This window comes from Xanthomonas sp. WHRI 1810A (assembly GCF_040202885.1).
Classification (GTDB): domain Bacteria; phylum Pseudomonadota; class Gammaproteobacteria; order Pseudomonadales; family Pseudomonadaceae; genus Aquipseudomonas.
This window is the reverse complement of the sequence record NZ_JBEGED010000008.1, coordinates 169,082-193,566: the sequence shown is the minus strand read 5'-3', so window position 1 is coordinate 193,566 and position 24,485 is coordinate 169,082. Positions and strand designations below refer to the sequence as shown.

Genomic DNA, 24,485 nt, shown 5'->3' with positions numbered 1-24,485 from the left:
CGCAATCGATGCTCAGTTAAACGACGCTTGGGATGGAGGTAGTTTCGTTATAGACGCAGGTATCCCAACCTATGATCTCGACGTTCGATCCGTGCTGAATAAACGGCCTTTCAGCCGAAGGCACATAGCCACCCACGCCACCAATGCTGTAGTGGCCGTTGGCATCGAGAACCACCTTGACCAATCCGCCGCCTGAACTAGTGACGATTATGTTACTGGTAGTGAACCGCTTGTCTGAGTTCCGATTGAAAGTACAGTTGGAAATCTTGACGGTCACTGGCAGCGAACTGATGTTGTCAATTTTTAGGTCTGCATCACCAGCATTGCCTTCAAAATATACAGTGTCTAAATGCAACGTCGCCAGACCATTGAGCCCGCTCAAGTTTAGAATTATACCGCCGTTACCGCTTACGCCTTGGGTTCCATTCTGTTCGACCTTGCCGCCGATGATCTTGTTGCCTGCCCCGAGAGTGTTCGCCACCAATCCGACTTGACTGTTTCCACTCCAGACTAAACTGTTGAACGTGTTTCCGTTCGGGAGAGTAAGGGCAGTGCTATTCAACATCATGCCGATGATGCCGTTTTTAAATGCTAGATTCGTGAAGACACTGCTTAGCACCCCATCCATTTCGCAGCCGACTGTTAGATATTCGGTTGCTATATCCTCAACTACTGTCCCGGCCTTGTTCAGCAAATATAGGCCAAATCCAAAATGCCCCTCGGGGTAAGGATGCCCCTGCGGATAAATCGAGAATCCACCAATCCTGTCTTGTGCGTGAATGCCTTGATTTACCGCTGTCGGGTCGGTTCCAGTCAGCTTGAACGCGATGTTTTGTCCGGTTGCCAGCTCAAAGATGGTATTTCCGGCCCCGTCGCCACGGAAATCCAGCCGACGCGATGGGTAAGTAACCTCGGGGAACACCCCAGAGTAATCCGCCACTACCGTCGCGCCCAGTCGATAAACCCCATTTTGCGCGCCTTGGGCACCGCCTGCAGTGAATGCATTCTGAATAAAAGGCGAGCTATCGGTTACGCCGTCAGCCTTGGCACCCCACTGCCGTATGTCGAGTTTCTTGGTGGTAGCTAACTTCCAGCGAGCTCCGTCTGTAGCCAGGATGACTGTGCTCCCATTGTCTAAGCTAGTTGTGTCCTCAGGATCAACGAAGTAGTGGCCTCCCCCACCATCACCCGGCGTGTAATAACCCAGGACCTGTGCACGTTGGTTTCTAGCTGACAGCAGAGATCTTAGTTCAACAATGCTGTTAACAACTCGCGAACTGTTGAATTTAAGGTATTCGTACAACTCGTCGCGTAACGATTCATCGCCGATGTCAGAAGTGCTTAGGGGTGAATTATTTGTTGGATCATTGTTGGCCATGGGTTTCCTTAGGGAAATACGCCCATCACGCGATGGGCTGAATAGTCAAAAGGGCTGCAGGAGCACTCACGTTGTTGTAAGGGTATCCGCGTTCATCCTAGCGTAACGCCGTGGATTGAAACGCCTTGCTGATGTCACTTCTGAAACCAACACTTAAGCGGCCCAACTGCAGCTACGGAAGATCCCTCCCTGCGTGGATGCCAAGTGTCAATCCGGCGCGGCAACGCTCACGATAGTGTAGAGCGCCATCTGCGGGGGCATGCACTCAGCTCTGACCCATGCGTTCTACAATCCGTTGGGGATTCTAAAATCGACAGCCCGTCAGATGACCTTCGTCATCCTATCTTACCTCGAATACTGTATATGCAAACAGTATTTTGGATCAAGTATTAGCGATGGAAACTTCCCAGAAGGACGAGGTGTTGGCCGACTGGTATCAACGGATCAACAACAAGCGGCAATGGCTCAACCCATTTGCCAACTATCGGTTCCTGCCGACCGCGTCGTGAGCCTTGATCACATCCACTGCTGGACGGTTCTCGATCAGTACGCCGCTCAAGCGCTGGCCAACCTCCGCCAGTTGGTCGGGGAACTCAGCCCATAAGTTGTTGCAGGCCGAATGGAAAAATGTCGATCTGAACCAGCAAACCTGGTTCCTCCCCAGCGAGAACGTCAAAGGCACCCGGGGCAAGAAGCAGGACCACCACATCTTCCTCTCCCCCTTCGCCCTGCATTTCTTTCAGGAACTCAAGACCCTGACAGGAGATTCCCAATGGTGCTTTCCGAACAAACAGAATGATGGGCATGTGGACGTGAAGGTGGCGAGTAAACAGGTCGGCGATCGCCAGGCCCGGTTCAAAAACAGCAAGGTCCTCTCCAGACGGCGTCACGACGACACCCTTGTTCTTGCCGACGGCCAGAACGGCGACTGGACGCCACATGATCTTCGTCGCACGGGCGCGACCATGATGCAGGCCTTGGGGGTCAGCCTGGACGTCATCGACCGCTGCCAAAACCATGTGTTGGCCGGGTCTCGGGTCAGGCGCCACTACCTGCATCACGACTATGCCGAAGAGAAGAAGTGTGCCTGGAAGCTGTTGGCGATCGACTTAGCGCTGTGCTGTCCTCCACATATGAACATCAACCGGCCGAGTCGCTGTTGTCATTTCGAACGCACGCGACAACGGGAACAATACTGCCTTCATAGATCTGAATCGGCGTTGTTACCTCGAAATCTCATCACTTCTTGAACAATATCGACTCTTTTTCTAGTTCAATTTCAATCTGGTATCGTCGGCAGATCAGTCAATAGCAGATGCTTACTGCATTCTTTTGGCGTGTTATACAACGGATATTCGTTTATGCTGCGTCGCACACTGGGGCATAGCGAACTCTGCCTTTGAAAATCAGCTTGGCGGCGCTGAGGGATGAGTACTTTTAATCGCTGGCATTCCAAGAACTGACTGCCAAGGGTTTAGCAAGCGCCGGCTTAGCCTCCCCCCGCCACTACTTCCCAAGGATCATCTGCTCGAGTGCGGATCGTTCAGCCGGTGACCGCCATCCCATCAAACCCCTTCTACGCGGCTCGCCCCATGGCGTCCGAGCCAGCACTTATAGATCTATTTTTTCACAGACATAACCGTTTATCCAGGCGATAAAAGCCGCGCTTGGCGGGTGATTGTTACTGGTGATAAACAGTCTTCTAGGGTCAGCCGTCCTGAACCCGCGTGGTCTTCTTCTCAGCCTCGTAAAAAATGGTCAGGTATTACGGATGAAATTTCTCGGCAGGCGATTGACACAAGAAAGAAAAAGGATGGGCTTAAGCCAGGCAGCAACCGCGGAGCTTGGAGGAGTTAGGCCCAATGCCCAAGCTCATTACGAGTCTGGCAAACGAAAGCCTGATGCGAACTATTTAGCATCGGTCTTTGAAGCTGGCATCGATATCAGCTATGTACTTACTGGCTACAGAGCAGATGGACCGCATTTAGAGGCTGTGCAAACAATCATGAATGAATTACACGACCAGCTCTGGAGTACGGCCAAAATGATGACTGAACTATCCCAGCTACTAAACCCATCCGATGGTCGTACTCCCCGAGACCACCTTATCGATTATATAAGATTTTTGGACAGGAATAATTTAATCTTTCCCTATGCCGTTATCGAGTGGGGAAGGATAACGACGAGCTCAAAGGAGTCTTACAACGAATCTGTTCCGCAAACTGGGATTTATCAAAATCGTATATCATATGCTAGTTCCAGAAACATCTATCAAGCTCAAATATAGGTCTCAGGCGCTACACTTTACCGAGGTGATCAACTCCGTATCCTTCATAGATCAATCGACCTTCGACGCAGTTGCGGCCTTTGGTTTTGGCGCAATAAAGCAGTCGATCTGTCTCCTCTAAGGAAGCTGTGCAGCCAGTTTTTCCAGGGGCGTTGACAGCCACTACGCCCGCGCTGACCGTTACATTGCCCATCGGGCTGGCTAAATGCTGTATAAGCGCGCCTACAATGGATAATCTGACTTTCTCAGCAACGCTCATAGCACCGGCCAAATCTGTATCTGGTAGCAGAATCACAAACTCTTCACCACCATACCTTGCCGCAAGATCACCAGCCCGATTGACACTGCTGCCAATAAGCCTTGCTACTTGCATCAAACAATCGTCGCCCTGCAGATGGCCGTAGTGGTCGTTGTATTGCTTGAACCAGTCAATATCCAACAAAATAATTGCGATGACTGAATTATTTCGGCTGGCTCGTCCCCACTCCTGATGCAAGGCGGCATCAAAGCAACGCCGATTGGCCAAATGCGTAAGACTGTCGGTCTGAGCGATGATCTCCAGTTCGGCTCTGGCGATGTTCAGTTCCCCTTCCGCCGTGATCACTTGCTGGATTTGCTTGTACAACAAGATTCCGAGCAAAGCCAAGGCCAGAATGATAATTCCAATCATGCCAATGGATCGATACGCGTATGCCCACCAAGGGGCGAATACATGTTGGCTGGATACCCCCGCAGCGGCGACGATAGGCAATCCGGAAACCCGTCGATACGCGTAGATCCTTTCCACGCCGTCCACAACAGACGTGATCACCGCCGTACCGCTATCACTGTTTGGCAGATAACGAGTGAAGATATCGCCTTTGGCCACATTGGTAGTCATCAGTGCAGTCAACGTAGGGCGTCGAGCGAGCAGATCACCATTGTTCAGCGCGAGGAAAATAACACCATTGTCGTCCACATCCATGCGTTCGAAGAACGTTTGAAAATACGCGACGGGCACAGTCGCCAAAGCCACACCTGCAAACGTACCGTCAGCAGCATTGATTCGTCTACTGATGGGGATGACCATGTCTCCCGTACTGCGGCTCTTCACGATGGAACCGACATGAGTGGATCCATCAGCATTCTCGCGATGATAACTGAAGTAAGCGCGGTCACTGTTGTTTATTGCGCCTCGGGAAAAGGAGTTGGCTACCCAGTTTCCTTGGGCATCGTAAAGGAAGAGCCCTTGAATCGCTGCCATGTTAGCCACGTTCTGAGCCATTAGCTTCGACAGCCGAGTTTGCTGCTCACCCGCAACGCCATCGTGCTCCACGCGCTCGACTAGATCCCGGAGCGTATTGTCGGCCTGCCGTACTGTATCGTGAGCTTGCTGTTCAGCGGCTCGGACAATGTTCGAAACCGAGATTTTGGCGGTGGCAACGCGCTCAAGTTTTGACTGGTTCATCTGCCAGGCTGTGGCCAGAATCAACGAGAGACATACCAGGGCAATGAAGCCTATCAGCGCCTTGGTGAGCGCTGAGGGCGAGAGCCTCGTTGACGTAAGGTAAAAAGACTTCATAAAGTAGTCATCAAATTGGCGGTAAAACGATCTATGCAGTTTCCGTACCCTGCAGCTAAATCCACCCGGAGTGCGGGCTAAATGGCTTGCTCCGTCTGCCCTCTCTGAAAGATGAACCGACGCACTCACCCACGTAACGAATGTGAGACAAATCAGTTGATGACCTGAGACCAGGCGGACGTCCATGGATGTCGGAGCCACTTATTAAACCCGGTGAGAAATATCTTAGTTGTGATGCGGCGCCCAGCTACGTACCGGCTGTCGTTCCCCACGCTCGGCGCGCGTCTGAGCTTCCATCCCAAAACCGCAGCCCTCTTGGCAGTGCGCCCTCCATGCAATGGTATTGCGAGTCATCTGACTACCCATCTCCGCATCGCCTAAATTTATATCGCATCACATGTAAAGAGCTTAACCCAACAACCGATAACAAGGGCATGGCCGCAATGTTAGTGGCCCTTCGAGCGCGCCCCATGACAGTCATTCGTAACCCGCAAATCGTACAAAGTAAGCTCTATGCTTTGCTGGTTTTTTACCTGTTCTCCATCTTCCTGCTGGCTGCTGCTTGGGAATTCAAGTTCGAGGCTGTGGCGATGCAGCTGTTGGACTTGCCTTATGAAGGCGATTTCGAAACCGCTGAACGCTGGCGATTCATCCTGACGTCCACTGGTTTTGCGATAATCGCGATGGTCGTGCCATTCATACTTTTGAAGCAGTTGGTAAACCGCCTGCATCTTAGCTATAGCAACCTTGTTGCGGCCCAGACGCATAGCGACTCGCTGGCTCGCCATGATCCTTTGTCTGGCCTGCTGAACCGACGGGTGTTCCACGAGCAATTGGTTTCGCGCTTGGAGCAGCGGGATGTGACCACAGCCGTCTTCCTGATCGACCTCGATAAGTTCAAAACTATTAATGACACACACGGCCACGCCGCTGGCGATAGCGCTATTTGCTCTGTCGCGGACATATTGCGAGAAGCGACTGCTGGATGGCATGCGGCGGTGGCGAGATTGGGGGGAGATGAGTTTGCTCTTGCTGTGACCGGCGATTTCGGCCGCCTTGAGTTAGCTACGCTAGCGGAGAACATTCTCACTGATATCGCCAGCGCGGTCACAGGTTTGCCAGGGGTAGCTTTCAGCGCAACGTTGGGTATTGCAGTGTCGCCCGTAGACGGTACGGCTGCCGAAACCTTGCTGCAGCGTGCCGACAGCGCGATGTACCGGGGGAAAAGTAGCGGTCGCGCTGTGTTTCATTTCTATGAGGCCAGCTTTGAGCGAGAGCAGCGCGAACAAATGCTCTTTGAGCAGGAACTACGGCAGGCCATTGAAGAGCGGCAAATCCAGCCGTTCTACCAGCCAATCGTTAGCCTTCCTGAACATCAACTGGTAGGGTTTGAGCTATTAGCCCGATGGATGCATCCCGAACGCGGCATTATTATGCCCCAAGATTTCATCCCACTGACCGAACAGTTAGGCCTGATCAAGCTGCTCACTGAAAGTCTCTTGCTCCAAGCCTTCACGGAAGCGCAACAGTGGCCGCGCACCATCATGCTAGCGGTCAACGTTACTTCATCGATGATCGAAAGCATCGACTTTCCTGATTGGCTGGAGCAACTCGCCAATAGGGGAAACTTTCCGCTAAACCATTTGGAGGTGGAGGTGACTGAAAATGCCTTGGTAGCGAATGTGGGCAGCGCCCGTTTGAATCTAGAGCGCCTGCGTGCGATGGGTGTTAGCGTAGCATTGGACGACTTCGGTACGGGTTATTCGGGCCTGTATCACTTGACGCAACTGGCGATTGATAAGATCAAGATTGACCGGGCTTTTTTTGACGAAACGCTGGATAACCAGAGCGAAATGGTCAAAGCCATTCTCGCTTTGGGCAGAAGCCTGCGCATGCAAATTACTGCGGAAGGCGTGGAGCATGAGCAATTGGCAGATTGGCTTGCCACACATGAATGCGATTTTGCGCAAGGCTATTTGTTTGGGCGTCCACTACCGTTAGCACAGGTCGCAGCGCTTATGGAGACTGATCTCGCTTCTGGTCCCTTAAGAGCGCTTGAAGTGCGTGTGGACCCGGCTACTGGCTTAGCTGGCGGGTGATATCCCCCAGCTGCTTCAACAATGGACATCAATGGGCGGCCAGATAAATCAACTTGCGCGAGACAGATAACGGATTACGCAGTCGAGAGGTAAATCAAAACCCACAATAGACTTTTAGAACATTCCTACCAAAGCAGATCTGCGAATATTCAGCCAGCGTCAGTAATGCATGTCATTAAATATAACTGCTCGATACGCCTCAGAAGCCTTCGCGCAAGTCGTATCAGGAGAAGCTATGAGCCACCTGCCATCACATCGTCATCCAGCGTTACCGCCTGACGTGTACCATACCTGGCTGGACCGGTTGCGCGCCATCCGTGAGGCCACTCTAATGTCTCAAGCGCATTTGGAGTCTGCTAGAGGTGAGGGATTTGTCCTAGCCTTGAGCCGAGCCCAAATAATCGATAACCGTGATACTCAAAAGATGCATACAGACTTGCTGCTAGCGTTAACGGAAGCAGAGAGCACCTTTGACGTTTTCCCGGTGGCCGTCATAGAAACACTTAAAGGAGTGTGAAGCATTAGCGATGATTTTGCTTCAACAAGCCATTTAGGATCGCGAGCCGTTCCAAAAGATATAGGCGGACTTCGGAGCTCCAGGGATATGCAGCACCGCAACCGTCCGGCCAAGTCATCTACCCAGCCCCGCAAAGCCAAGACATGGTGTGCACTTAAATTTAAGTGGGCACCAGTTCTAGCCTTTTAAGCGGGTATTTCATGCAGCCCACACGCCGTTCCTATTCCAAGTCCTTCAAGGCCCAGGTCATTCAAGAGTGTGCACAGCCCGGCGCTTCGATTGCCAGCGTCGCGCTCGACCATAGCCTCAACGCAAACCTCGTCCACAAGTGGATTCGGCTGCAAGTGCAGAAAAGCCCGGCGCTCCCACCTGCATTTATTCCGTTAGCCATGCCGCTGGCCGGGGCAATCTCCCATCCAGCATCATCGAATATCTGCGTTGAAATACAGCACCCGCGCGGCACCATCAAAGTGAACTGGCCAACTGAAAGTGCGGCCGCCTGTGCGACTTTTCTTCGAGATCTGCTGCGATGATCCGCATCGACTCCATCTGGCTCGCCACCGAGCCGATGGACATGCGCGCCGGTACCGAAACGTCGTTAGCCAAGGTGATTGCAGTGTTTGGTGCGGCGCAGCCGCACTGCGCTTATCTGTTCGCCAACCGCCGAGCCAATCGGATGAAAGTTCTGGTGCATGACGGCTTCGGAATATGGCTGGCGGCGCGCCGGTTGAACCAAGGCAAGTTCCACTGGCGTGGCATTCGCCATGATTCTGAGATGGAACTGGATGCCGAGCAACTTCAAGCCTTGGTGCTGGGTCTGCCATGGCAGCGCGCAGGTTCTGGAGGTTCGATCACACTGCTTTAACGGCTGCCATTAGCCTATCAGTCTATCGCCGCCAATTGCCTGCTCTGGCAAAATCGGCCCCATGACTTCGCTACCCAATCTTGATCACTTGACCCCTGAACAACTGCGCGCCTTGGCCGCGCAGTTGATGCAGCGTGTCGAGACGCTCGACCACCAAGTCGACACGCTGGGCAAGATGGTCGAAACGATGGGCAAGAAAATCAACCGTGATCAAACGGTTATTGAGAAGCTGACCCACGAGATCGCCCAACTCAAGCGTTTGAAATTTGCCAAGCGCAGCGAGCAGATGAATCCTGAGCAGGCTAGCCTGCTCGATGACCTGATCGATACCGATATCGCGGCAATTGAAGCAGAGCTTCAAGGCTTGCAGGCAGTGATAGCTCTGACCGAGAAAAAGCAAAAACCCAAGCGCACTGCTTTGCCGCTAGAGTTTCCACGCACTTTGATCCATCACGAACCGGACAACACTCACTGTCCATGCGGTTGTGCACTCAAACGCATCGGTGAAGACGTCAGCGAGAAGCTTGATTACACGCCTGGCGTGTTCACCGTCGAGCGTCACGTGCGTGGCAAATGGGTCTGCGATGACTGTGAAACCCTCATTCAGGCACCGGTTCCAGCTCAGGTCATCGACAAGGGCATCCCGACCGCTGGGCTGCTGGCCCACGTCATGATCCAAGTTCGCTGACCATTTGCCGCTTTACCGTCAGGAGTCGATCTTCGGTCGAGCGGGCTTGGCGATTCCACGTTCAACCTTGGCTCAATGGGTGGGCATGACCGGCGTGCAGTTGCAGCCGCTGGTCGATGCACTGCGCGAAGTAGTGCTTGGGCAACAAGTCATCCACGCAGATGAAACACCGGTGCAGATGCTCATGCCGGGAACAAAGAAAACTCACCGTTCCTATGTGTGGGACTACGCCACCAGCCAGTTCTCGGACTTGGCAGCGGTGGTTTATGACTTCAGCCCCAGCCGTGCCGGAGAGCATGCTCGCAACTTCCTGCAAGGCTGGAGGGGCAAGCTGGTCGGTGACGATTTTGGCGGTTACAAAGCCAGTTTCGAACTCGGTGTGACCGAAATCGGCTGGGGCCCATGCACGGCGCAAGTTTTTCGAACTGCACGCAACGAATAAAAGCACGCTCGCCGAGCAAGCCCTGCGCTATATCCAGTTGTTATACGAAATCGAGAGCGAAGTGCGCGATCTGGAACCGGATTTACGGCGCCGAATACGGCAAGAAAAAGCCGTCCCAGTGATGAATATGCTGCATGCCTGGATGATCGCCCAGCGTGACCTCGTGCCAGAAGGCTTGGCCATCAGCAGAGCACTCGATTACAGCCTGAAACGCTGGGCAGCGCTGTCGCGCTACCTTGATGAAGGAGCCGTACCCATAGATAACAACTGGTGTGAGAACCAGGTCCGCCCTTGGGCTCTTGGACGTAAAAACTGGCTCTTCGCAGGGTCGCTACGAAGCGGAAAACGTGCGGCAGCGATCATGAGTTTGATCCAGTCTGCGCGGCTAAATGGGCATGATCCATATGCTTACTTGAAAGATGTATTCACACGCCTGCCGACGCAGCGGGCGAATGAAATTACGGAGCTGCTTCCGCATAAGTGGTTGCCGATTTAACTACGCAAGGCGTGATGGCCGGAAGTAGCTGGTGCCGATAAGCGGCCTAATTAATGAGGTACACCGAAGGTGCCTGACCCAATACTCTGCGAAACATGGTCGCGAACGCAGCGGGGCTTTCATAACCCATTTCTAGCGCCACGGTGGTCACACTGTGCCCGTCGGCCAGTCGTGAAAGGGCCACAACGACGCATGCTCGTTGACGCCATTGCCCAAAGCTAAGGCCGGTTTGCTCCCGAAAAAGACGAGTGAATGTCCGCACACTTATGAATAATGAATCAGCCAATTGTTGGGGAGACAGGTTTATATCCGGCGTCATCAGGAAGGTTTTACAGTGTGTCAGCAACCGCCCATGTGTGGGCATAGGGATGTGCAAAGGAATTTCGTTTGCACGTTGTATTTCGTGCAAAAGAAGACTGATCAGCACGCCATCTCGACCCTCCTCTTCGTACTCCCAAGGCAAGTCCACGGCCTCTTGAAGCAGATGGCGCATTAATGCGCTCACCTCGATCACTTGGCATTGCTCTGGTTTGATTGGTGATTCTTTGGGCTCGATGTACAAACTGTGAGTCCTTACGCCAAGAAAGAGTACTTCGTGGGGTACCTGCGGCGGTATCCACACCGCGCGTTGGGGTGGCACTACCCAGGTGCCAAGGCTAGTCGTTACCTGCATGACACCTTTCGATCCATAGAGCAATTGAGAGCGCCGATGGCTGTGCATCGGTAGGCGATGCCCATGCTCATAGTCTGTGGTAATAGCCACAACGTTACGAGGGGTGGAATCCAGAGTGGCGATGGAAGCATTGTGCATCGTGATGATCCAAGAGGCTTTGGCCGGAACGAAAACACGGTTGGCTTGTTCGCTAAGGTCGTCCAGGCGCCGCATCACTAAGATGCCTGCTCACTAAACATTGAGCAATGGAAGATACTGGATGAGCCTTTTGATCCTCGCAGCCTTTGGCTGCTTGACTGGAGTGACCACTGTGCTGTTCGGGTTCGGCGGCGGCTTTGTGGTCGTGCCGCTCGTATATCACGTTTTGATTGCCGGTCACGCTCCGGGCCAGCCCGGTTATAATTCTGCGATGCAAATCGCGGTGGCTACTTCAACCGCTGTTATGGTGATCAGCGCATCGATGGCAACGTTCAAACAGCATCGGGCTGCAAAACTTGTTCGGGGCTATATCTGGCCGCTGGCAGGTTACATCGCACTTGGTTCGGTGGCTGGAGCAGTGCTAGCCAGTGCAATGAGCAGTAACGGTGTCCGGATAGCGTTCATGGTTTACCTGGGGCTGACCATCGCGGACTGCCTGCTTCGCGAGGGTTTTTTACAGAGCGCAAGTCAAATCAAAAGGACTGTGCGTGCGATACCTATCAAAGGCGTCACCATCGGAACGGTTGCTACCCTGCTGGGCGTAGGGGGCAGCGTTATGACCGTGCCGCTAATGCGCAGAGCCGGTTTGAGTATGGCTCAATCATCGGCACTGGCGAATCCGTTGAGCATGCCAGTAGCGCTAGTAGGATCGCTGATGTACGCAGTTACCGGGCAAATCGAAATGGAGGGAATTAACAACGGTTTTCTAGGTTACATCTATCTCCCCGCATTTGGTTTATTAACCGTCGGTTCGATAATCGGTGTTCGCCTGACCATACCTTTTGCAGGGAGGATCCCGGACAAGCTGCATGCACACATTTACGTTGCGCTGCTCATACTTGTCTTGTTAGCGCTTGTTATCAAATAGCTAACGGCTAGACAAGGCTGGCTTGCGGCACAGGCAAGATGAATTGGCCGGGCGTTTACACTTGAGGAGCTTGGGATAAGTGGTGCGCTGGCGCATGGTGATCCTAGCGATAAGGGCTATGGTGTCCACTTTAGGTGGACACCATCACCTTAAACGATGGCATCAGGAGGTGTGTTGCCCGGACGGTTACGCTGAAATGCAAAATGTAATGGTCAGTTCGCATGTTTTCTCCGGGCAAAAAAATCCTGCTCAACGGCGGGGTGTGGTTTGTGATGAAGTCGGGCGGAGACGGCTGGCCAGTCGATCGTGGTCGGCGTGCCTGTCTGATCGGTGACCCGACTTAGCGCGACGCGGTATTTCTTCCAAACTATGAGCAGCGCAATGTATTCGTCGACCATCTAATTAACTGCGATGGTGTCAGCGGCAAAGCAACCAGGGAGTCTTCAAGCTCGCGCCGCCTGATCTACTAGGCGTACGGATCCCTGTCACCTGCCGGCGCTCGCCGAGAGGATTCACCGCTGGAGCTAAATGCACGCTGGTCGGAAATAACGAATTAAGCCGCACGGTCCGAATCCTTAGCTAATACAGACAAAGGAGCAGCTGATATGGATACCAATGAGAGATTGACCGTCTGGACAAATCGCTGGGCTTTGACCGATGGAATGGTGGTGTGCAAGTTCTGCAAAAACTCACAATTTATGACAGAGGCGGATCATTCCTTTCTGCATGCAGCGAGGTGTACAGCCAGTAGCAACACAGACCCAAATCCATGGATAGAGCTTCATGACGCTTTAGACTATGAAAGGGGTTAGCGATGTAGTGCTCGGCGTCCTTTTTGAAAAGAAATGATGCCATGCGCCAATATCTGCTTCACTCATAAAGTTCTGTGAGCGCCTTCCGCACCGAGGGGTTCGAAGTACGCTACCTTCGGTTTAACGCTCCTGGTGCATGTGAAGGAATCATTTATGAGTGACGATCGCACAAACGATTATAGGTCGCCTGAATCCATCCTCAGCGCCATCGATACGCTGAATTTGCCTGCCCATGTAGCTGGCGAAGCAGCACTGTGCATGCACCAAATCCAGACGTCGACGTCCCTTCTAGACTTGGCTCTCTCATTGGCATACAGCACAGGCCTGGTGCGTGGACTGGGATTTGCTGGCGCCATTGGGGCTGTACAAGAGCAAGGTCTAAGCGCCCTCTTCAAAGCCGCGCATAGCGCCAGGGTCAACGATTTACGAAACGCATAACAAGCTGGGCATTACCTAACAGGCCCGCCGGGAAACGGGCGTTAAAGCATGCCGAAGGACGGACTTTCCGACCGAACCCGACTCTCGCCCAAAGCTTATGCCGAATGGCGGAAATGCTTGAGTGATTTAAGTGAAGCCAACTGCTCAGATCTGTTGCGCTATGAATCAGCCAAAGCCGAGGGCTTTGTGATCAGGCTACATAGTGGCCAGACGATTGATACCGTGCACTGCCATGCAATGTTCGCAGAGCTGCTGCGGGTGTGGATTGCCACCCGAGACTGCCTCGAGAGAAACCTGAGTGTTACTCCACGCAGATAATTATAAAGGAGTGTAAAGGCATGATTGATGAAGGGTACACACACCGTTCCATAGAGGGCGAGGGTTCCGGAAATTCGCATATCCCCTGGGTCAACCTAACGATGAAAGACTGGGCGTCACGTTGGGTAATCCTCGGCAATGGTCAGGCTGGTTGCGTGGCGTGCGGTGCTTCGCAGCGGGCAGGTGATGCTTCGCAACCCTTCGTACATGTCGAAGGGTGCATCAACCAACGCGAGCTTTTACAGCAGCCTTGGGCAACCTTGCGCGAACAACTGCGCCAACTGCCGCGCGAGGTCCCGACCTAAATGACCTATTTTAGCTACCGCGGCCCGGCACACGTGGTGCTTTACCGGAGCGATACGTTCACCGAGTTGCCTTCTGTCGAGGTGCTTTTTGCTCATACTCACACCTGGGCCAGACACTTATCATTGTTTACGAGCCAGATGAACGCATGGCGATCACACGTGTACGCGTAACTCTGCCTGACGGCACCGTCGCGGAAGGCCCGGTGACCTACACCCAGGCATTTGTTTCGATATTTCAAGAGCCTAATCTTTACTCCCCAGAGCGCAGGGAGACAATACGCGTCATGACTGATATTTCCTTGGCCAGCGTTTCCGCGTCTGGAGTCGATACTCCCCGCGCTGTTGGTGGTCATGACCTTTCTCCGGGCAACGAAATCTCGCTCGATGACGGGTTGTGGTGTAGCAATACGATCAGGCGGGAGAGGCCGGCCAATTAATGGTGCTAGGGGAGCCTGGCTGGTCTGTGACTCGATTCAAGGCCACGCGTTACTTCTTCCGAGCCTTTAGCAGAGCGATGTCGTCGTCGGTTGCTTCGTTGACGTCGACGGTGTCTTGCAGTGGAGCTACCACGAAATCCGCAATGGCGGCCGTGTCTACTCCTCGATGGCTGCTGTTGTCGGATCGACTGGGGACGGGCTTGGCTCCGGCCATCGGTGGCATCTCAAACGGTGGTAGCTCCTCAATGCAGCTGGCGCTCCTTGATGCTGACGGTTCTCGAGGATTGGCCCAAGGATTGCTTATACATGTCAGGAACCCAAAAAAGGTTGAAAAACAGGCGCATTGTATTCGCAGCAGCAACCGCTGTCGGGGTCAGCATGCCGAGGAGAAAGCGTGAGATTCAACGAGTTTGACCAACTGTCCCAAGACTACAAATTACTTTCAAATCAGCTGGCGGCAATGAAAGCAGGAACTACATGCGATGACCCTGCGCTGCTGGAAGCGCTGATGGAGCTATCTGAAGCCACCCGTAACCTCAAAGCTAGGCTGGAGGATCTTAGGCGCGCCCAGGTTCGCCAGAAGACTACGCCAAAAAACAAGCCTGCTCTTCGACTCGTAAAGTGAGCGGTAGTCATCCAGTCATTTACCCCTGCTGCGATGCATCTAAGCGTCAACCTGATCGGCGCAGGTGTTTAACAACTTAACCGTTTGATCGTTAAGCTCCCACACGTCGGTGTTGTCACGCAGATCGGTGTCGTCTGTATTGAACCGCTCGCACGGGATTAACTCAGGGGCCTCCAATCTTATTGCCGTCGTGTTAGTTACCACGGACGGCGTTGCCGCGCAGGCCGTCAGGAAGAGGCTGAGCAGCCCAATCAGGAACAGGTTTTGCTATTGCGCTTGAGGTCATCGAAGTCCGTCCTAGCCTTCTTGGCCTTGTCTTTGCTGGCCTCGATTCGCTTATTCAGGTCGGCGGTGTAGGCAACATTGCGAGTAGCCTCGGCTTTCAGCGTGGTGACGGTCGCCTGGCTTTCCTCGTTGGCATTCACGGCGACTTGCTTTGCGTCGCGCTCAACGTTGAGCTTCCCTTCCAGGCTGACCACGTGGGTCTGCTGGATAGCAATGAGCAGCGACATGACGATGCCGACGACCACAGCTACAGCAACGATGCGAAGCGTCGAAGCGGCGTTAGAGACGGCGACAACATGTCCTAGGCTCATACCGAAGCCGCCTTACGTCCGAGGAACCGGATGATGAGTTCCCTGATTGCGGTCACTCCGATAAAGCCGATGGTGCCGCCAGATTTAATAGAGATACTCGATGGCCATAACGTCCATTCAATGACGCTGCTGGCAGAAAGGCTCAACGCGCCGCAAATGAGCGCCTCGAATACGATCCGCCACTTTTTCGTTGGCCCCGTACAGCACACGGAGCAGCGAAATGGTTGCGGCCACGATCGCCCCTTGCCACAGCCCAGAAGTCGGGATTTGTCTTAGGCATTTGGGACACCCGACTGTCCTCCGATGAGAGGAGCTAAATTACAAAGAGCTGGCGTAAATGACCAAATAAGGAAGCGAAATCCAATCGGCTTTGCAATTTGGACCAATGGGAGTCGCGCAGCCTAAAACGAAAAAGCCTCAGCGAGTACCGAGGCTTAGAACGAAACGAAAACAGGTAGGAGCTTGAACCAATTTACTTGTCATGGTGACGTGGCTGGATGTCAGAGAGGAGATTTATATTTACGGACTAGTTCATGCAAACAGGTTCACACGTATAGCCTTTAGCAACCGAAAAAAAAGATACGCTGACAGCCAGTAGCCGACGGACGTCCCTGCCCTACTTCTCACTGTGGCTAACGAATTGGCTCACGGCCAAAACCACCGTTTTAGCTGCGGCTTGTATATCCTGCATTACGTTACCAACACCGTTTGCTAATAATAGGGCCTCTCCGGCTTGATCCTTACTGTGCACAACCAAGGCAACTGCTTTAGATGCGAGTTCCTGATTTTGGTTTACAACACCTACGATTTCCTGCGTGGCTTTAGTGGTACGAGACGCTAACTGCCTGACTTCGTCGGCAACGACAGCAAACCCTCGACCCTGTTCGCCTGCTCGTGCGGCTTCTATTGCGGCATTGAGAGCCAGAAGATTTGTTTGATCTGCAATGCTTCCAATCGTTTTGACAATTGTGCCAATGATCTGGCTCTGTTGGTCGAGTGCAGTGATGCCATCTGTTGCCCCCTCCATCGAGCTGGAGAGCTTTCGCAGAACGTCAAGCGTTTGCTCAATGACGCTTCGACCTTGCTCGGCGCTCGTATCAGTCTGGACAGAAGTGCTATAGGCCATTTCAGCAGCATCCGCAACTGCTAACTCACGATTAACCTGGTCTGTGATTAAAGTTGCTAGCTTAACCACCTTATATAGCTTGCCCTGAGCGTCGGTGATCGGGTTATAGGACGCTTCTAGCCAAACATTCCGCCCGTATTTATCTACCCGAAGGAAACGTTCAACCACAAACTCACCGCGCCGCAGACGGCTCCAAAATTCCGAGTAGCTTTCGGATGAAGTCTCCGCACTCGTGCAAAATATTCGGTGATGCTGACCTACAATTTCTTGGAGCTTGTAGCCCATTGCATCTAGGAAGTTTTGGTTTGCCTTCAACACCTTTCCGTCCAGAGAAAACTCGATGACTGCAGTGGAACGCAAAAGGGCAGTTACAAGAGCCTCGTTCTCCCTAGAGGCCTCAATTGTTCTCGTTAGGTTGCTAGAATAAATGGCAACCTGCTGAACTTTACCGAACTCATCTTTCAGAGGAACAACCATCGAGCGAAGCCAGACCTGAGCGCCATTTTGGCCGACTAACCTCAGTGTACCGCTGTAGTGCACACCTTCCTTAAAGGCCTTGACCGCTCGCTGCTGGTGAGGGTCAGAACTGAGCTCGTTTGGCAGCAGAGATTCAAAACTACGTCCGACAACACTCTCGTCGCGGTAACCGAGCTCGGCGTGAAACAGTTCGTTAACCGACTTTACAGTCCCATCAGGGTTAAGAACCAACGCAATCATTTCTAAGTCCAGCGTTTCTCTGACCTGCTCCAGAGCGGCAAGCCGACGCCTAAGCTCCTGATTTTCTGCCTTAATGCGCGAATTGAACATGGTTGCGGCGTCCACACTGGAGAGTTGTATCATTTCATCGACCGGGTCCAGGCAGCCTTGAGCTGTGGCATGAAATAAAAGTGATCACTACATGACAAAATACGTCCTCTGGATAATGGACAGATGCTTTAAGGGCTCCGGACACGGTAACCCGGCGCACTGGCCGGGCTATGAAGTGGTGTGCGCCGGTGGCAACTTGCGCAACATGGGAAATCCATCTGCATTTATCATTAAATGCAAGAGATTATGTTGCCCTTTAGTAATTCTATAAGTGAATCACCTGCCAAGGTAGCGATTGGCCTGTGTATCCATTTTCTAATAGTGGCCTTCAGCAAATCCCAAGTCGGCTTCCACTCCCGATTCCAATTATTAGGATCGACCACCAGTCCGTAAAAGGCCTTCATCTCGTCGGCCACCCGTGCCGGTCGCAAGTCGGATACGCCGATGACCTCGCATTTGAATGACTGCATCGCAGCTGTTACCTGTCCCACCATTTGGAAAACGTCATCGAGCATTGCTACTCGGAGATTCGCAAGAGCGCGATCCAATCACATGGTCGAGTCAGGCTGGATCGCTATACTCGACACCCCTGTCGCTCGATAGCGAATAGGCGTATTGAATTTTCAACGCCGTCGGTGCATGGAACCAGAGGAAAGCGGCGTGAGGCGAATCATCAAGCCGCCGCAACAGCGCAAGAGAGCACCCCAACATCTCCACACCAACTGATACAGCCGAGTTCCTCGAGGAGCTTAATAGCGGCACTTTCGCCAGCCAGGTCGGCCAAGTCCTGAGAAGTAGCAGCCGGCGTCGTTGACCACGGCAAGCCGGGAAGCTGATCATCACTTTGGCCCCAAGCCATGTTGGCGACGGCCAGATGGTGAAGATCAAGCACAAGCCGACTACAAGCCGACCAACCGCGGTACACGCAGCGAGAACCAGCCTCGATACGCCGATGCGCGTCGGCACCGGCGGCAAGATTTCGCTGTTGCAGGTAAAACAGGATCAGCTGTTCAGTCGTGACGAAGCACCGATCAAGCTCCGCACGTGATTCACCGTTGCACCTCCCTTCCCCTAGAGACTTTGAAAATGTCCCTGAGCAAAGAAGCAATTCAACTCATCACCGACCACACTCGAGCCGACCGGCAAGCCGCTGGCCACTCCCGTGCCCACGGTGGTGCTTGCGCAAAGCGCTCGCGTAATCGACCTTGAGAAGTACCAGGCGCTGTGCAGTCGCTTTCGCGGCACCTACTCCACCCACTCGCTGGCCGACTTCGGAATCTATGTGAATGACCCCGCCACCGACGCCGCACGCGGCTTCAGCAATCAGGACGACATGAGCTGCGTGCTGCTCTTCAACCTAGGCGACACCGCGACACCAGGCCACGCCGATGACCGCGCAGTGCTGAAGGTGAAGGCTTCTGCCGTTACACGGCAGCACAAGCAATCCGTGGCAGGGCACTTTCGCAGAAAGACTTGAGCGACTGGATTGAAGACTGGCATCAGTATCTGAACCTGGTTGACGACGCAGGCGTTGCCATCCCGGTCGCCAAAGCGATCGCCGCGGTCCGTACGATCCCCATCAAGGCTTCCAGCGAGTCGGAAACAACGGTGGGCGATACCAGCTCCAGCCGCAGTACGATGGACCCAATTGAAGCGCGCAGCAAAGAAACGCTGCCAGCTATGCTCCAGCTCCACATCATTCCCTTCGAGGGTTTGACCGAGCAGCGCGTCAGCTTGCGCATCTCGGTGATCACTAGCGGCTCTGTGCGGGTGCTGACGTCACGGTGGGTTGGCGAAGAAGTTCAGCGCGAGGAAATAGCGCACGGGTTCAAAGCGGTATTGGACGTGAAGATCGGCACAGCGGCAAAGGCGCCGGGGCAGATTGCTGGCGGAAAAACCGGACTGTAGCAGCGGATGGTGGAATTATCATGTGCCGCGCGACGTAGCAGGAGGCGCTAGCCTAGAGTTCTTCTGTTGCACCTCAGCAACTACTGCTTCCCCCAGTGCCAAAATGTCAATTACACGATATTCAACAAATCATTTTCTAACGTATCCAGTGTGGGCCTTGTCAACAGCGGCGCAGGGGCACCGGCGGGGGCCGATAAGCCGACACGGTTATGCCAGACCGTCGCCATCCCGACCTTCTGGGTGCCGAACAGGTCGTAAGCGGAACCCGCGACGAACACTGCATTTTCCGGAGCGATCTCCAAGGACTCCAATGCTAACCGATAAGGTGCAGGATCTGGTTTGTAAAACCCAGCCTTCTCTGAAGTAATGACGACGTCAAAAGGGACGCCCAGCAGGTCCGCAGCAATTAAGCCTAACTTCTCCGAGCAGTTGGTCACGACCCCAAGTTTGTAGTTAGGCTTGAGTGAAGCCAATACAGCTTTAGCTTCAGGCCATGGCTGTAGCTCGCTCCAGCGCTCCTCAAGCTGAGCAGCCGCTTGTCTGCCTAGCCCCACTTCAATGGCAGCTTCTTCCACCAAAGTCTCATAGGGACGGTAGCTTCCGCACCCGTAGGTAGCCTTCAGGTAGGCCATTCGCCAAGTCCGCCCCATTTGCTCTGATCCGGCAACTGAGTTCCACAGCGTCCAGGAATCGAGCAATGCGGTTAGCAGATCAAATAATACGAGTTCAACTGAAGCGGAATGTTGCCCATTAGTTGAGTTTGAAGACATATTTGAAGTCATTACAGCGTTTCCTGTTTAAGGTGAGGAAGTTCAGCAACAGCGGTGATTTCCACCAATGCGCCATAGTGGAGTTGACCGCATGGGATAATTGCCCGTGCAGGTCGATGCGCACCCATCATTTTCGCGTAGTGGGCATTTACAATCGGCCACTGCTCTACATCCGTGATGAAGATTTGTACATTCACCAGATTCGCCAAGCTTGCATGGGCAGCCAAGAGCACCGCTTCGACATTTGCCATAGCCTGCAAAAATTGAGCGTCGACACCCTCGGCGAACGTACCTGTGGCTGGGTTAAACGGCAGTTGCCCAGAAACGAACAACAAGCCACCGGTAACTACACCTTGCGAGTAATGCCCACCCGGCGCGGCCAACTTTTGTGAGGTGATGAGTTCCACCAAGCTTCTCCAGTCATTAGCTGTACGAGGATTCGGCGCGTCCGCCGTTGAGCGATTCCATGGGCTGCGCAGGAGGTATGACAAGGACGTCACTCTGCCCTTCCCATTTTGATACCGACGCTGTTGCAATACAGTTGCCCAACACATTGATGACCGTGCGACCCATGTCGAAAAATGGGTCGATCGCCAGCAGTAACAAAAGGCCCGATGCCGGCAATCCTAGCGACGGCAAGGATGCAGCGACAACCACGAGGGAGGCGCGAGGGACACCTGCCATGCCTTTACTGGTCAATAACATCACCAGCAGAACACCGACCTGCTGGGCAAACGTCATCTCGATATGAAACGCTTGGGCGATGAAAATGACTGCAAATGCCTGATAGAGCATTGCTCCGTCCAAATTGAAGGAGTAACCCAGCGGCAGTACGAACCCAGACACTCGACGCGGGACACCAAAGCGTTGCAATTGCTCGATGGTTTTAGGAAAAGTAGCCTCACTGCTCGACGTTGAAAAACCAATCAGCAACGGGTCGCGGATAAGCCTCAGTAACACGTAGATACGGGTCCCAAAATGATGCGGCCGGCGCCGATCAACAGTAGGCCTAGTAGAATCAAAGCCAGGTAATATCCACCCAACAATTTCCCGTAGGTCACCAGAACGCCCAAACCTCGGACAGTGATAATCGAACATAACGCGGCGCCTACGCCTAGAGGTGCGAGCCACATGATGTAGCCCGTAAGCTTCAGCATGATGTCGAAGATCGCATCCGTCAGTTCCAGGACCCGGGTCTTTAATGGCCCGCCAACCGCCGCTGTGGCGATGCCAAACAACATTGCAAACACTACTATCTGCAAGATGTCGTTGCTGGCCATGGCGCTGATCACGCTTTGGGGAACGATATTGGTTATGAACGCCTTGAGATTGAAGGGCGCAACATTGATCCCCAAGGTTTCGCCGGTACCAGGCAAATGGGCCGCCATCTCGCCGCCCAAGTCGAGAAAGTTGCAGGCCATAATACCAATGAGCAGCGAGATCACGGAGGCGGTAAAAAACCACGCCAATGAGCGCAGCCCCATTCGGCCAATTGCTTTAGTGTCTTGCATGTTGGCAATACCTGACACCAGACCGCAAAAGATCAGCGGCGCAATAATCATCTTGATCGCGCGCAAAAATATCTCGGTAAATATGGACAGGTACTGTGATACCACCATCTGTGCATTGGACTCGCTTAATACCGGATGCAAGCAGGCGCCGACAGCGGCCCCCAGGATCATTCCAATCAAGATCCAAACGGAAAGGTTCTTCATCATTAGCGGTACGCCTTTACTCTTATGTGATTAATAGGCGGCAGTTAAAGCAACAAACACGAAAACGATATTTACCAGCCCGCGATGCGTGGCCAGTAACCCAGGCGGCGTCCCTGGGTCAGGACGTGATAACCGTTATGCTGCGCAGAAGTGGCACAGGCATGGTTGGGTAGAATCCGCAGCTGCGTCCCTACGGAAAGCTCTTTAGCCGCTTCGATATCGCCGGAGCGTGATGAGATGATGCCGTGCTCTTGATTGGCCGCCGTGACGATCAGGTCGCCAACGGGCTCGCCGTGGATGTCGCAAACAATGCCGTATCCCTGATCCACACGCTGCTTGGCGGTACCTCGGTCGCGGGAAAGCGCCATCCACCCAGCATCGACGATGGTCCAGCCTTTTTCAGGCTGATGGCCGATGACAGTGGTGAGCACCGACACCGCGATGTCTTGCACCCGGCACACATCCAGGCCCGCCATTACCAGATCGAAGAAGGCAAAGACACCAGCCCGAATCTCGGTGACGCCTGAAAGATCCTCAGTGAACAGCGCTGTGGGTGTGGAACCTACACTGATGATCGACAGTTCGAATCCAGCGTTGCTGAGCAGTTGCGCAGCATCAACGACTGCCGCGCGCTCCTGACGGGCATAAGCCTGGATCTCACTGATGGAGTGGCTGTCGTAAGAGTTGCCGGCGTGAGTCATGACCCCGCTGACCTTCACGCCATTGCCGCGCAAGACGCCAGCGATCTCCACCAACAGGTGCGACTGCGGCGCAATACCTGAACGATGGCCGTCACAGTCGACTTCCAGCAGAACCTCAAATCGTTGCGCGCTGCTCTTGGCGAAATCCGCCAACAGGCGAGCGCTCTCAAGATTATCCAACACCAACTTCAAGGCAGCGCCCTGTTCGAGCAGCCGTTCGGCATGGCCAAATTTATTCGGGGCGATGCCGACGCCATAAAGAATGTCGGTAAATCCAGCGGCAAAAAAGAAGTCCGCCTCACGCAGGGTCGACACTGTGATCGGCCCTCGCCCCCCCTCAAAAAGGCGCTCAGTCACTTCAAGGGATTTGTTGGTTTTAACGTGAGGCCGCAGTTTCACATTGAATGGCGCCAGCTTTTCACGCATTCGCAGGATGTTGGCATCCAACCGATCTACGTCCAGTAACAGCGCGGGGGTTTCCAGTAATTCTGCCATGTGTTCTCTCCGGTAATGGCGCTATTCTAAGCCCTCAAAACCGCCGTGAACTTTAGACTCACTCACTCTATGATTCAGTAATTCTTAATGACTGATGCCTTTGAAATTCGCTTCCTGCTCGTGATTCGTGAAAGCAAAAGCCTGCTGGAGGCTTCACGCAAGCTTGGGCTGACGCCGTCAGCGGTCACTCAACGTCTTCAGCAAATGGAGAAAAAACTTGATATCCGTCTGGTGGACCGTTCTGCCAGGCAGTTGCGTTTCACTGATGAAGGAGAGCTGTTGTGCGCGCGCGGTGCCGAACTCCTCGAGCAGTTCGACGCCTTATTGGAAGATTTGCATGAAAGGCGCAAGGGTTTCGTTGGCAAGCTGAAAATCAACGCACCCTTTGGTTTTGGCAGGCAGTACGTTGCACCTGCGGTGGCCGCTTTCAAGAACCTGCACCCAGAGGTGGACATCGCGCTGACCCTTTCCGACCAGCCCATGGTCGAGGCAACCGACCGCTTCGATGTGGTGATTCATATCGGTCAGCTTGGGGTGTCGAATCTAGTGGGCCGAACGCTTGCGCCGAATCGCCGGTTCGTCTGCGCCTCGCCGGCGTTTCTCAAGCGACAGGGGCCAATCGAGACACCCGAACAACTCGCTGAACTGCCGTGCATTGCATTACGCGAGAATAACGAGGATGTGACCTTGTGGCAGTTCACCCGAGGACGGAATACTCAAAGCGTGCGCATTCGTCCGACCTTAAGCAGTAACGATGGTGGCGTCATCCGGCAATGGGGATGTGATGGCCAAGGCATCATCCTGCGGTCTGAATGGGATGTTGCCGACGCTTTGGCCGACGGAACCCTTGTAAGACTGCTACCGGCCTGGAAACTACCGGACGCAGACGTTGTGGCGTTGACACATCAACGGGAGGGTTTGCCTGAACGCACGCGCGACTTCATGCGTTTTTTACAGGACTTTTTCAGGCCGTTAGCGCCTTGGAGGACATGAAGCCCCGAGCTTGAAGGCTTGATGCCTGACCCGGATCACTTGCCCACGGCTCCGCGATGGAAAGATCACAAGGTGCCCATGACAAAGAAATTGAATGGAGAGTTGGAAGAAGAGATTAAGCGCGAGCGCCGGCTGCGAGGCTTTCAAATCTTTACACAGTGAAAGCGTCCGAGTGTTGCACAGAGTTGTACACGTTTAAGGCATGCCGACTACATAGCCTGGATCTAATAATTCGCCTTGAGCACCCGCCCTGTCTGGCTCATAGGATTTGGCGCCAGGACAAGCAAAAAGGCCAATACCTCACTGGATTCCCTCGCTGTACAACACTTGTATATATTTAAATGTCAGGCCGACGAATGGTGGTTTT

General features: G+C 53.6%; 24 protein-coding genes and 3 pseudogenes. 14 read left to right on the top strand and 13 right to left on the bottom strand.

The window, feature by feature from the left end:
• Positions 1 to 16: 16 nt before the first annotated feature.
• On the bottom strand, positions 17 to 1,378 hold the full coding sequence (locus tag ABQX22_RS14220; RefSeq protein ID WP_349800491.1) for a hypothetical protein: 1,362 nt from the start codon (positions 1,376 to 1,378) through the stop codon (positions 17 to 19).
• 512 nt (positions 1,379 to 1,890) lie between these two features.
• Here ABQX22_RS14220 and ABQX22_RS14215 point away from each other — a divergent pair.
• Both ABQX22_RS14215 and ABQX22_RS14210 read left to right on the top strand, forming a co-directional pair.
• The gene (locus tag ABQX22_RS14215; protein WP_349800490.1) at positions 1,891 to 2,628 is read left to right on the top strand and encodes a site-specific integrase; all 738 of its coding nucleotides are present in this window, start codon (positions 1,891 to 1,893) and stop codon (positions 2,626 to 2,628) included.
• A gap of 521 nt (positions 2,629 to 3,149) precedes the next feature.
• Positions 3,150 to 3,665: a helix-turn-helix domain-containing protein gene (locus tag ABQX22_RS14210; RefSeq protein WP_349800489.1), complete on the top strand. Its 516-nt coding sequence runs from the start codon at positions 3,150 to 3,152 to the stop codon at positions 3,663 to 3,665.
• A 10-nt stretch (positions 3,666 to 3,675) separates the two neighbouring features.
• Here ABQX22_RS14210 and ABQX22_RS14205 read toward each other — a convergent pair whose 3' ends face one another.
• Entirely contained in the window at positions 3,676 to 5,226 is a 1,551-nt protein-coding gene (locus ABQX22_RS14205; protein ID WP_349800488.1) for a sensor domain-containing diguanylate cyclase, read from the bottom strand.
• A 470-nt stretch (positions 5,227 to 5,696) separates the two neighbouring features.
• Between ABQX22_RS14205 and ABQX22_RS14200 the strand changes: the two genes are divergently transcribed.
• From ABQX22_RS14200 to tnpC, 4 genes and pseudogenes are all read left to right on the top strand, one after another.
• Positions 5,697 to 7,325, top strand: a complete 1,629-nt coding sequence (locus tag ABQX22_RS14200; RefSeq protein WP_349800487.1) for a putative bifunctional diguanylate cyclase/phosphodiesterase — start codon at positions 5,697 to 5,699, stop codon at positions 7,323 to 7,325.
• A gap of 717 nt (positions 7,326 to 8,042) precedes the next feature.
• A complete protein-coding gene (tnpA, locus tag ABQX22_RS14195; RefSeq protein ID WP_349800486.1) occupies positions 8,043 to 8,375 on the top strand; it encodes an IS66-like element accessory protein TnpA in 333 nt (110 codons plus the stop codon).
• A complete protein-coding gene (gene tnpB, locus ABQX22_RS14190) occupies positions 8,372 to 8,707 on the top strand; it encodes an IS66 family insertion sequence element accessory protein TnpB (protein ID WP_349800485.1) in 336 nt (111 codons plus the stop codon). Before tnpA ends, tnpB begins: the two co-directional genes overlap by 4 nt.
• 61 nt (positions 8,708 to 8,768) lie before the next feature.
• Positions 8,769 to 10,333 (top strand): annotated as a pseudogene (tnpC, locus tag ABQX22_RS14185) (IS66 family transposase).
• Between the two features lie 46 nt (positions 10,334 to 10,379).
• Here tnpC and ABQX22_RS14180 read toward each other — a convergent pair.
• Positions 10,380 to 11,219: an AraC family transcriptional regulator gene (locus tag ABQX22_RS14180; protein ID WP_349800484.1), complete on the bottom strand. Its 840-nt coding sequence runs from the start codon at positions 11,217 to 11,219 to the stop codon at positions 10,380 to 10,382.
• A 46-nt stretch (positions 11,220 to 11,265) separates the two neighbouring features.
• On the opposite strand from ABQX22_RS14180, the gene ABQX22_RS14175 reads away from it, so the two are divergent.
• Positions 11,266 to 12,072 carry a sulfite exporter TauE/SafE family protein gene (locus tag ABQX22_RS14175; protein ID WP_349800483.1) on the top strand — a complete coding sequence of 269 codons (807 nt, stop codon included), beginning with the start codon at positions 11,266 to 11,268 and terminating at the stop codon, positions 12,070 to 12,072.
• A 212-nt stretch (positions 12,073 to 12,284) separates the two neighbouring features.
• Here ABQX22_RS14175 and ABQX22_RS26950 read toward each other — a convergent pair whose 3' ends face one another.
• Positions 12,285 to 12,470: a tail fiber assembly protein gene (locus ABQX22_RS26950; protein WP_441005286.1), complete on the bottom strand. Its 186-nt coding sequence runs from the start codon at positions 12,468 to 12,470 to the stop codon at positions 12,285 to 12,287.
• A gap of 567 nt (positions 12,471 to 13,037) precedes the next feature.
• Between ABQX22_RS26950 and ABQX22_RS14170 the strand changes: the two genes are divergently transcribed.
• The 3 genes from ABQX22_RS14170 (at position 13,038) to ABQX22_RS14160 (ending at position 15,007) form a co-directional block, all read left to right on the top strand.
• Positions 13,038 to 13,322 carry a hypothetical protein gene (locus tag ABQX22_RS14170; protein ID WP_349800482.1) on the top strand — a complete coding sequence of 95 codons (285 nt, stop codon included), beginning with the start codon at positions 13,038 to 13,040 and terminating at the stop codon, positions 13,320 to 13,322.
• A gap of 338 nt (positions 13,323 to 13,660) precedes the next feature.
• Positions 13,661 to 13,945 (top strand): hypothetical protein, encoded by a 285-nt coding sequence (locus tag ABQX22_RS14165; RefSeq protein WP_349800481.1) that lies wholly within the window; start codon positions 13,661 to 13,663, stop codon positions 13,943 to 13,945.
• 831 nt (positions 13,946 to 14,776) lie between these two features.
• On the top strand, positions 14,777 to 15,007 hold the full coding sequence (locus ABQX22_RS14160) for a hypothetical protein (RefSeq protein ID WP_349800480.1): 231 nt from the start codon (positions 14,777 to 14,779) through the stop codon (positions 15,005 to 15,007).
• A gap of 251 nt (positions 15,008 to 15,258) precedes the next feature.
• On the opposite strand, the gene ABQX22_RS14155 is transcribed toward ABQX22_RS14160, so the two are convergent.
• From ABQX22_RS14155 to ABQX22_RS26935, 4 genes and pseudogenes are all read right to left on the bottom strand, one after another.
• Entirely contained in the window at positions 15,259 to 15,603 is a 345-nt protein-coding gene (locus tag ABQX22_RS14155) for a hypothetical protein (RefSeq protein WP_349800479.1), read from the bottom strand.
• Complete coding sequence (locus ABQX22_RS26945) at positions 15,600 to 15,812, bottom strand: phage holin family protein (RefSeq protein ID WP_441005285.1); 213 nt, start codon at positions 15,810 to 15,812, stop codon at positions 15,600 to 15,602. Before ABQX22_RS26945 ends, ABQX22_RS14155 begins: the two co-directional genes overlap by 4 nt.
• 407 nt (positions 15,813 to 16,219) lie before the next feature.
• A pseudogene (locus tag ABQX22_RS26940) lies at positions 16,220 to 16,654 on the bottom strand (methyl-accepting chemotaxis protein); the annotation flags it as partial.
• Positions 16,655 to 16,765: 111 nt separating this feature from the next.
• Positions 16,766 to 17,446, bottom strand: a pseudogene (locus tag ABQX22_RS26935) (PAS domain-containing protein); the annotation flags it as partial.
• Positions 17,447 to 18,410: 964 nt separating this feature from the next.
• Here ABQX22_RS26935 and ABQX22_RS14145 point away from each other — a divergent pair.
• The 3 genes from ABQX22_RS14145 to ABQX22_RS14135 all read left to right on the top strand — a co-directional run bounded on the left by ABQX22_RS14145 (position 18,411) and on the right by ABQX22_RS14135 (position 19,444).
• Entirely contained in the window at positions 18,411 to 18,584 is a 174-nt protein-coding gene (locus ABQX22_RS14145) for a hypothetical protein (protein ID WP_349800477.1), read from the top strand.
• 114 nt (positions 18,585 to 18,698) lie between these two features.
• Positions 18,699 to 19,013 (top strand): DUF2303 family protein, encoded by a 315-nt coding sequence (locus ABQX22_RS14140; protein WP_349800476.1) that lies wholly within the window; start codon positions 18,699 to 18,701, stop codon positions 19,011 to 19,013.
• On the top strand, positions 19,010 to 19,444 hold the full coding sequence (locus ABQX22_RS14135; protein ID WP_349800475.1) for a DUF2303 family protein: 435 nt from the start codon (positions 19,010 to 19,012) through the stop codon (positions 19,442 to 19,444). The genes ABQX22_RS14140 and ABQX22_RS14135 overlap by 4 nt, the downstream gene beginning before the upstream one ends.
• A 110-nt stretch (positions 19,445 to 19,554) precedes the next feature.
• Here the strand turns inward: ABQX22_RS14135 and ABQX22_RS14130 are convergent, their stop codons facing one another.
• From ABQX22_RS14130 to ABQX22_RS14110, 5 genes are all read right to left on the bottom strand, one after another.
• A complete protein-coding gene (locus tag ABQX22_RS14130; RefSeq protein WP_349800474.1) occupies positions 19,555 to 20,226 on the bottom strand; it encodes an HAD family hydrolase in 672 nt (223 codons plus the stop codon).
• Positions 20,226 to 20,621 (bottom strand): RidA family protein, encoded by a 396-nt coding sequence (locus ABQX22_RS14125; protein WP_349800473.1) that lies wholly within the window; start codon positions 20,619 to 20,621, stop codon positions 20,226 to 20,228. Before ABQX22_RS14125 ends, ABQX22_RS14130 begins: the two co-directional genes overlap by 1 nt.
• A gap of 16 nt (positions 20,622 to 20,637) precedes the next feature.
• Entirely contained in the window at positions 20,638 to 21,174 is a 537-nt protein-coding gene (locus ABQX22_RS14120; RefSeq protein WP_349800472.1) for a dicarboxylate/amino acid:cation symporter, read from the bottom strand.
• Positions 21,165 to 21,932, bottom strand: a complete 768-nt coding sequence (locus ABQX22_RS14115) for a dicarboxylate/amino acid:cation symporter (RefSeq protein ID WP_349800471.1) — start codon at positions 21,930 to 21,932, stop codon at positions 21,165 to 21,167. Before ABQX22_RS14115 ends, ABQX22_RS14120 begins: the two co-directional genes overlap by 10 nt.
• A 68-nt stretch (positions 21,933 to 22,000) precedes the next feature.
• Positions 22,001 to 23,125, bottom strand: a complete 1,125-nt coding sequence (locus ABQX22_RS14110) for an alanine racemase (RefSeq protein ID WP_349800470.1) — start codon at positions 23,123 to 23,125, stop codon at positions 22,001 to 22,003.
• Positions 23,126 to 23,212: 87 nt separating this feature from the next.
• Between ABQX22_RS14110 and ABQX22_RS14105 the strand changes: the two genes are divergently transcribed.
• Positions 23,213 to 24,118, top strand: a complete 906-nt coding sequence (locus tag ABQX22_RS14105; RefSeq protein ID WP_349800469.1) for a LysR family transcriptional regulator — start codon at positions 23,213 to 23,215, stop codon at positions 24,116 to 24,118.
• Positions 24,119 to 24,485: the final 367 nt, after the last annotated feature.

Coding starts and splice junctions, on each gene's coding strand:
- ABQX22_RS14220 (WP_349800491.1), bottom strand. CDS start 1,378: ATGGCCAACAATGATCCAACAAATAATTCACCCCTAAGCACTTCTGAC.
- ABQX22_RS14210 (WP_349800489.1), top strand. CDS start 3,150: ATGAAATTTCTCGGCAGGCGATTGACACAAGAAAGAAAAAGGATGGGC.
- ABQX22_RS14205 (WP_349800488.1), bottom strand. CDS start 5,226: ATGAAGTCTTTTTACCTTACGTCAACGAGGCTCTCGCCCTCAGCGCTC.
- ABQX22_RS14200 (WP_349800487.1), top strand. CDS start 5,697: ATGACAGTCATTCGTAACCCGCAAATCGTACAAAGTAAGCTCTATGCT.
- tnpA (WP_349800486.1), top strand. CDS start 8,043: ATGCAGCCCACACGCCGTTCCTATTCCAAGTCCTTCAAGGCCCAGGTC.
- tnpB (WP_349800485.1), top strand. CDS start 8,372: ATGATCCGCATCGACTCCATCTGGCTCGCCACCGAGCCGATGGACATG.
- ABQX22_RS14180 (WP_349800484.1), bottom strand. CDS start 11,219: ATGCGGCGCCTGGACGACCTTAGCGAACAAGCCAACCGTGTTTTCGTT.
- ABQX22_RS14175 (WP_349800483.1), top strand. CDS start 11,266: ATGAGCCTTTTGATCCTCGCAGCCTTTGGCTGCTTGACTGGAGTGACC.
- ABQX22_RS26950 (WP_441005286.1), bottom strand. CDS start 12,470: ATGGTCGACGAATACATTGCGCTGCTCATAGTTTGGAAGAAATACCGC.
- ABQX22_RS14170 (WP_349800482.1), top strand. CDS start 13,038: ATGAGTGACGATCGCACAAACGATTATAGGTCGCCTGAATCCATCCTC.
- ABQX22_RS14165 (WP_349800481.1), top strand. CDS start 13,661: ATGATTGATGAAGGGTACACACACCGTTCCATAGAGGGCGAGGGTTCC.
- ABQX22_RS14155 (WP_349800479.1), bottom strand. CDS start 15,603: ATGAGCCTAGGACATGTTGTCGCCGTCTCTAACGCCGCTTCGACGCTT.
- ABQX22_RS14145 (WP_349800477.1), top strand. CDS start 18,411: ATGGTGAAGATCAAGCACAAGCCGACTACAAGCCGACCAACCGCGGTA.
- ABQX22_RS14130 (WP_349800474.1), bottom strand. CDS start 20,226: ATGACTTCAAATATGTCTTCAAACTCAACTAATGGGCAACATTCCGCT.
- ABQX22_RS14115 (WP_349800471.1), bottom strand. CDS start 21,932: ATGATGAAGAACCTTTCCGTTTGGATCTTGATTGGAATGATCCTGGGG.
- ABQX22_RS14110 (WP_349800470.1), bottom strand. CDS start 23,125: ATGGCAGAATTACTGGAAACCCCCGCGCTGTTACTGGACGTAGATCGG.
- ABQX22_RS14105 (WP_349800469.1), top strand. CDS start 23,213: ATGACTGATGCCTTTGAAATTCGCTTCCTGCTCGTGATTCGTGAAAGC.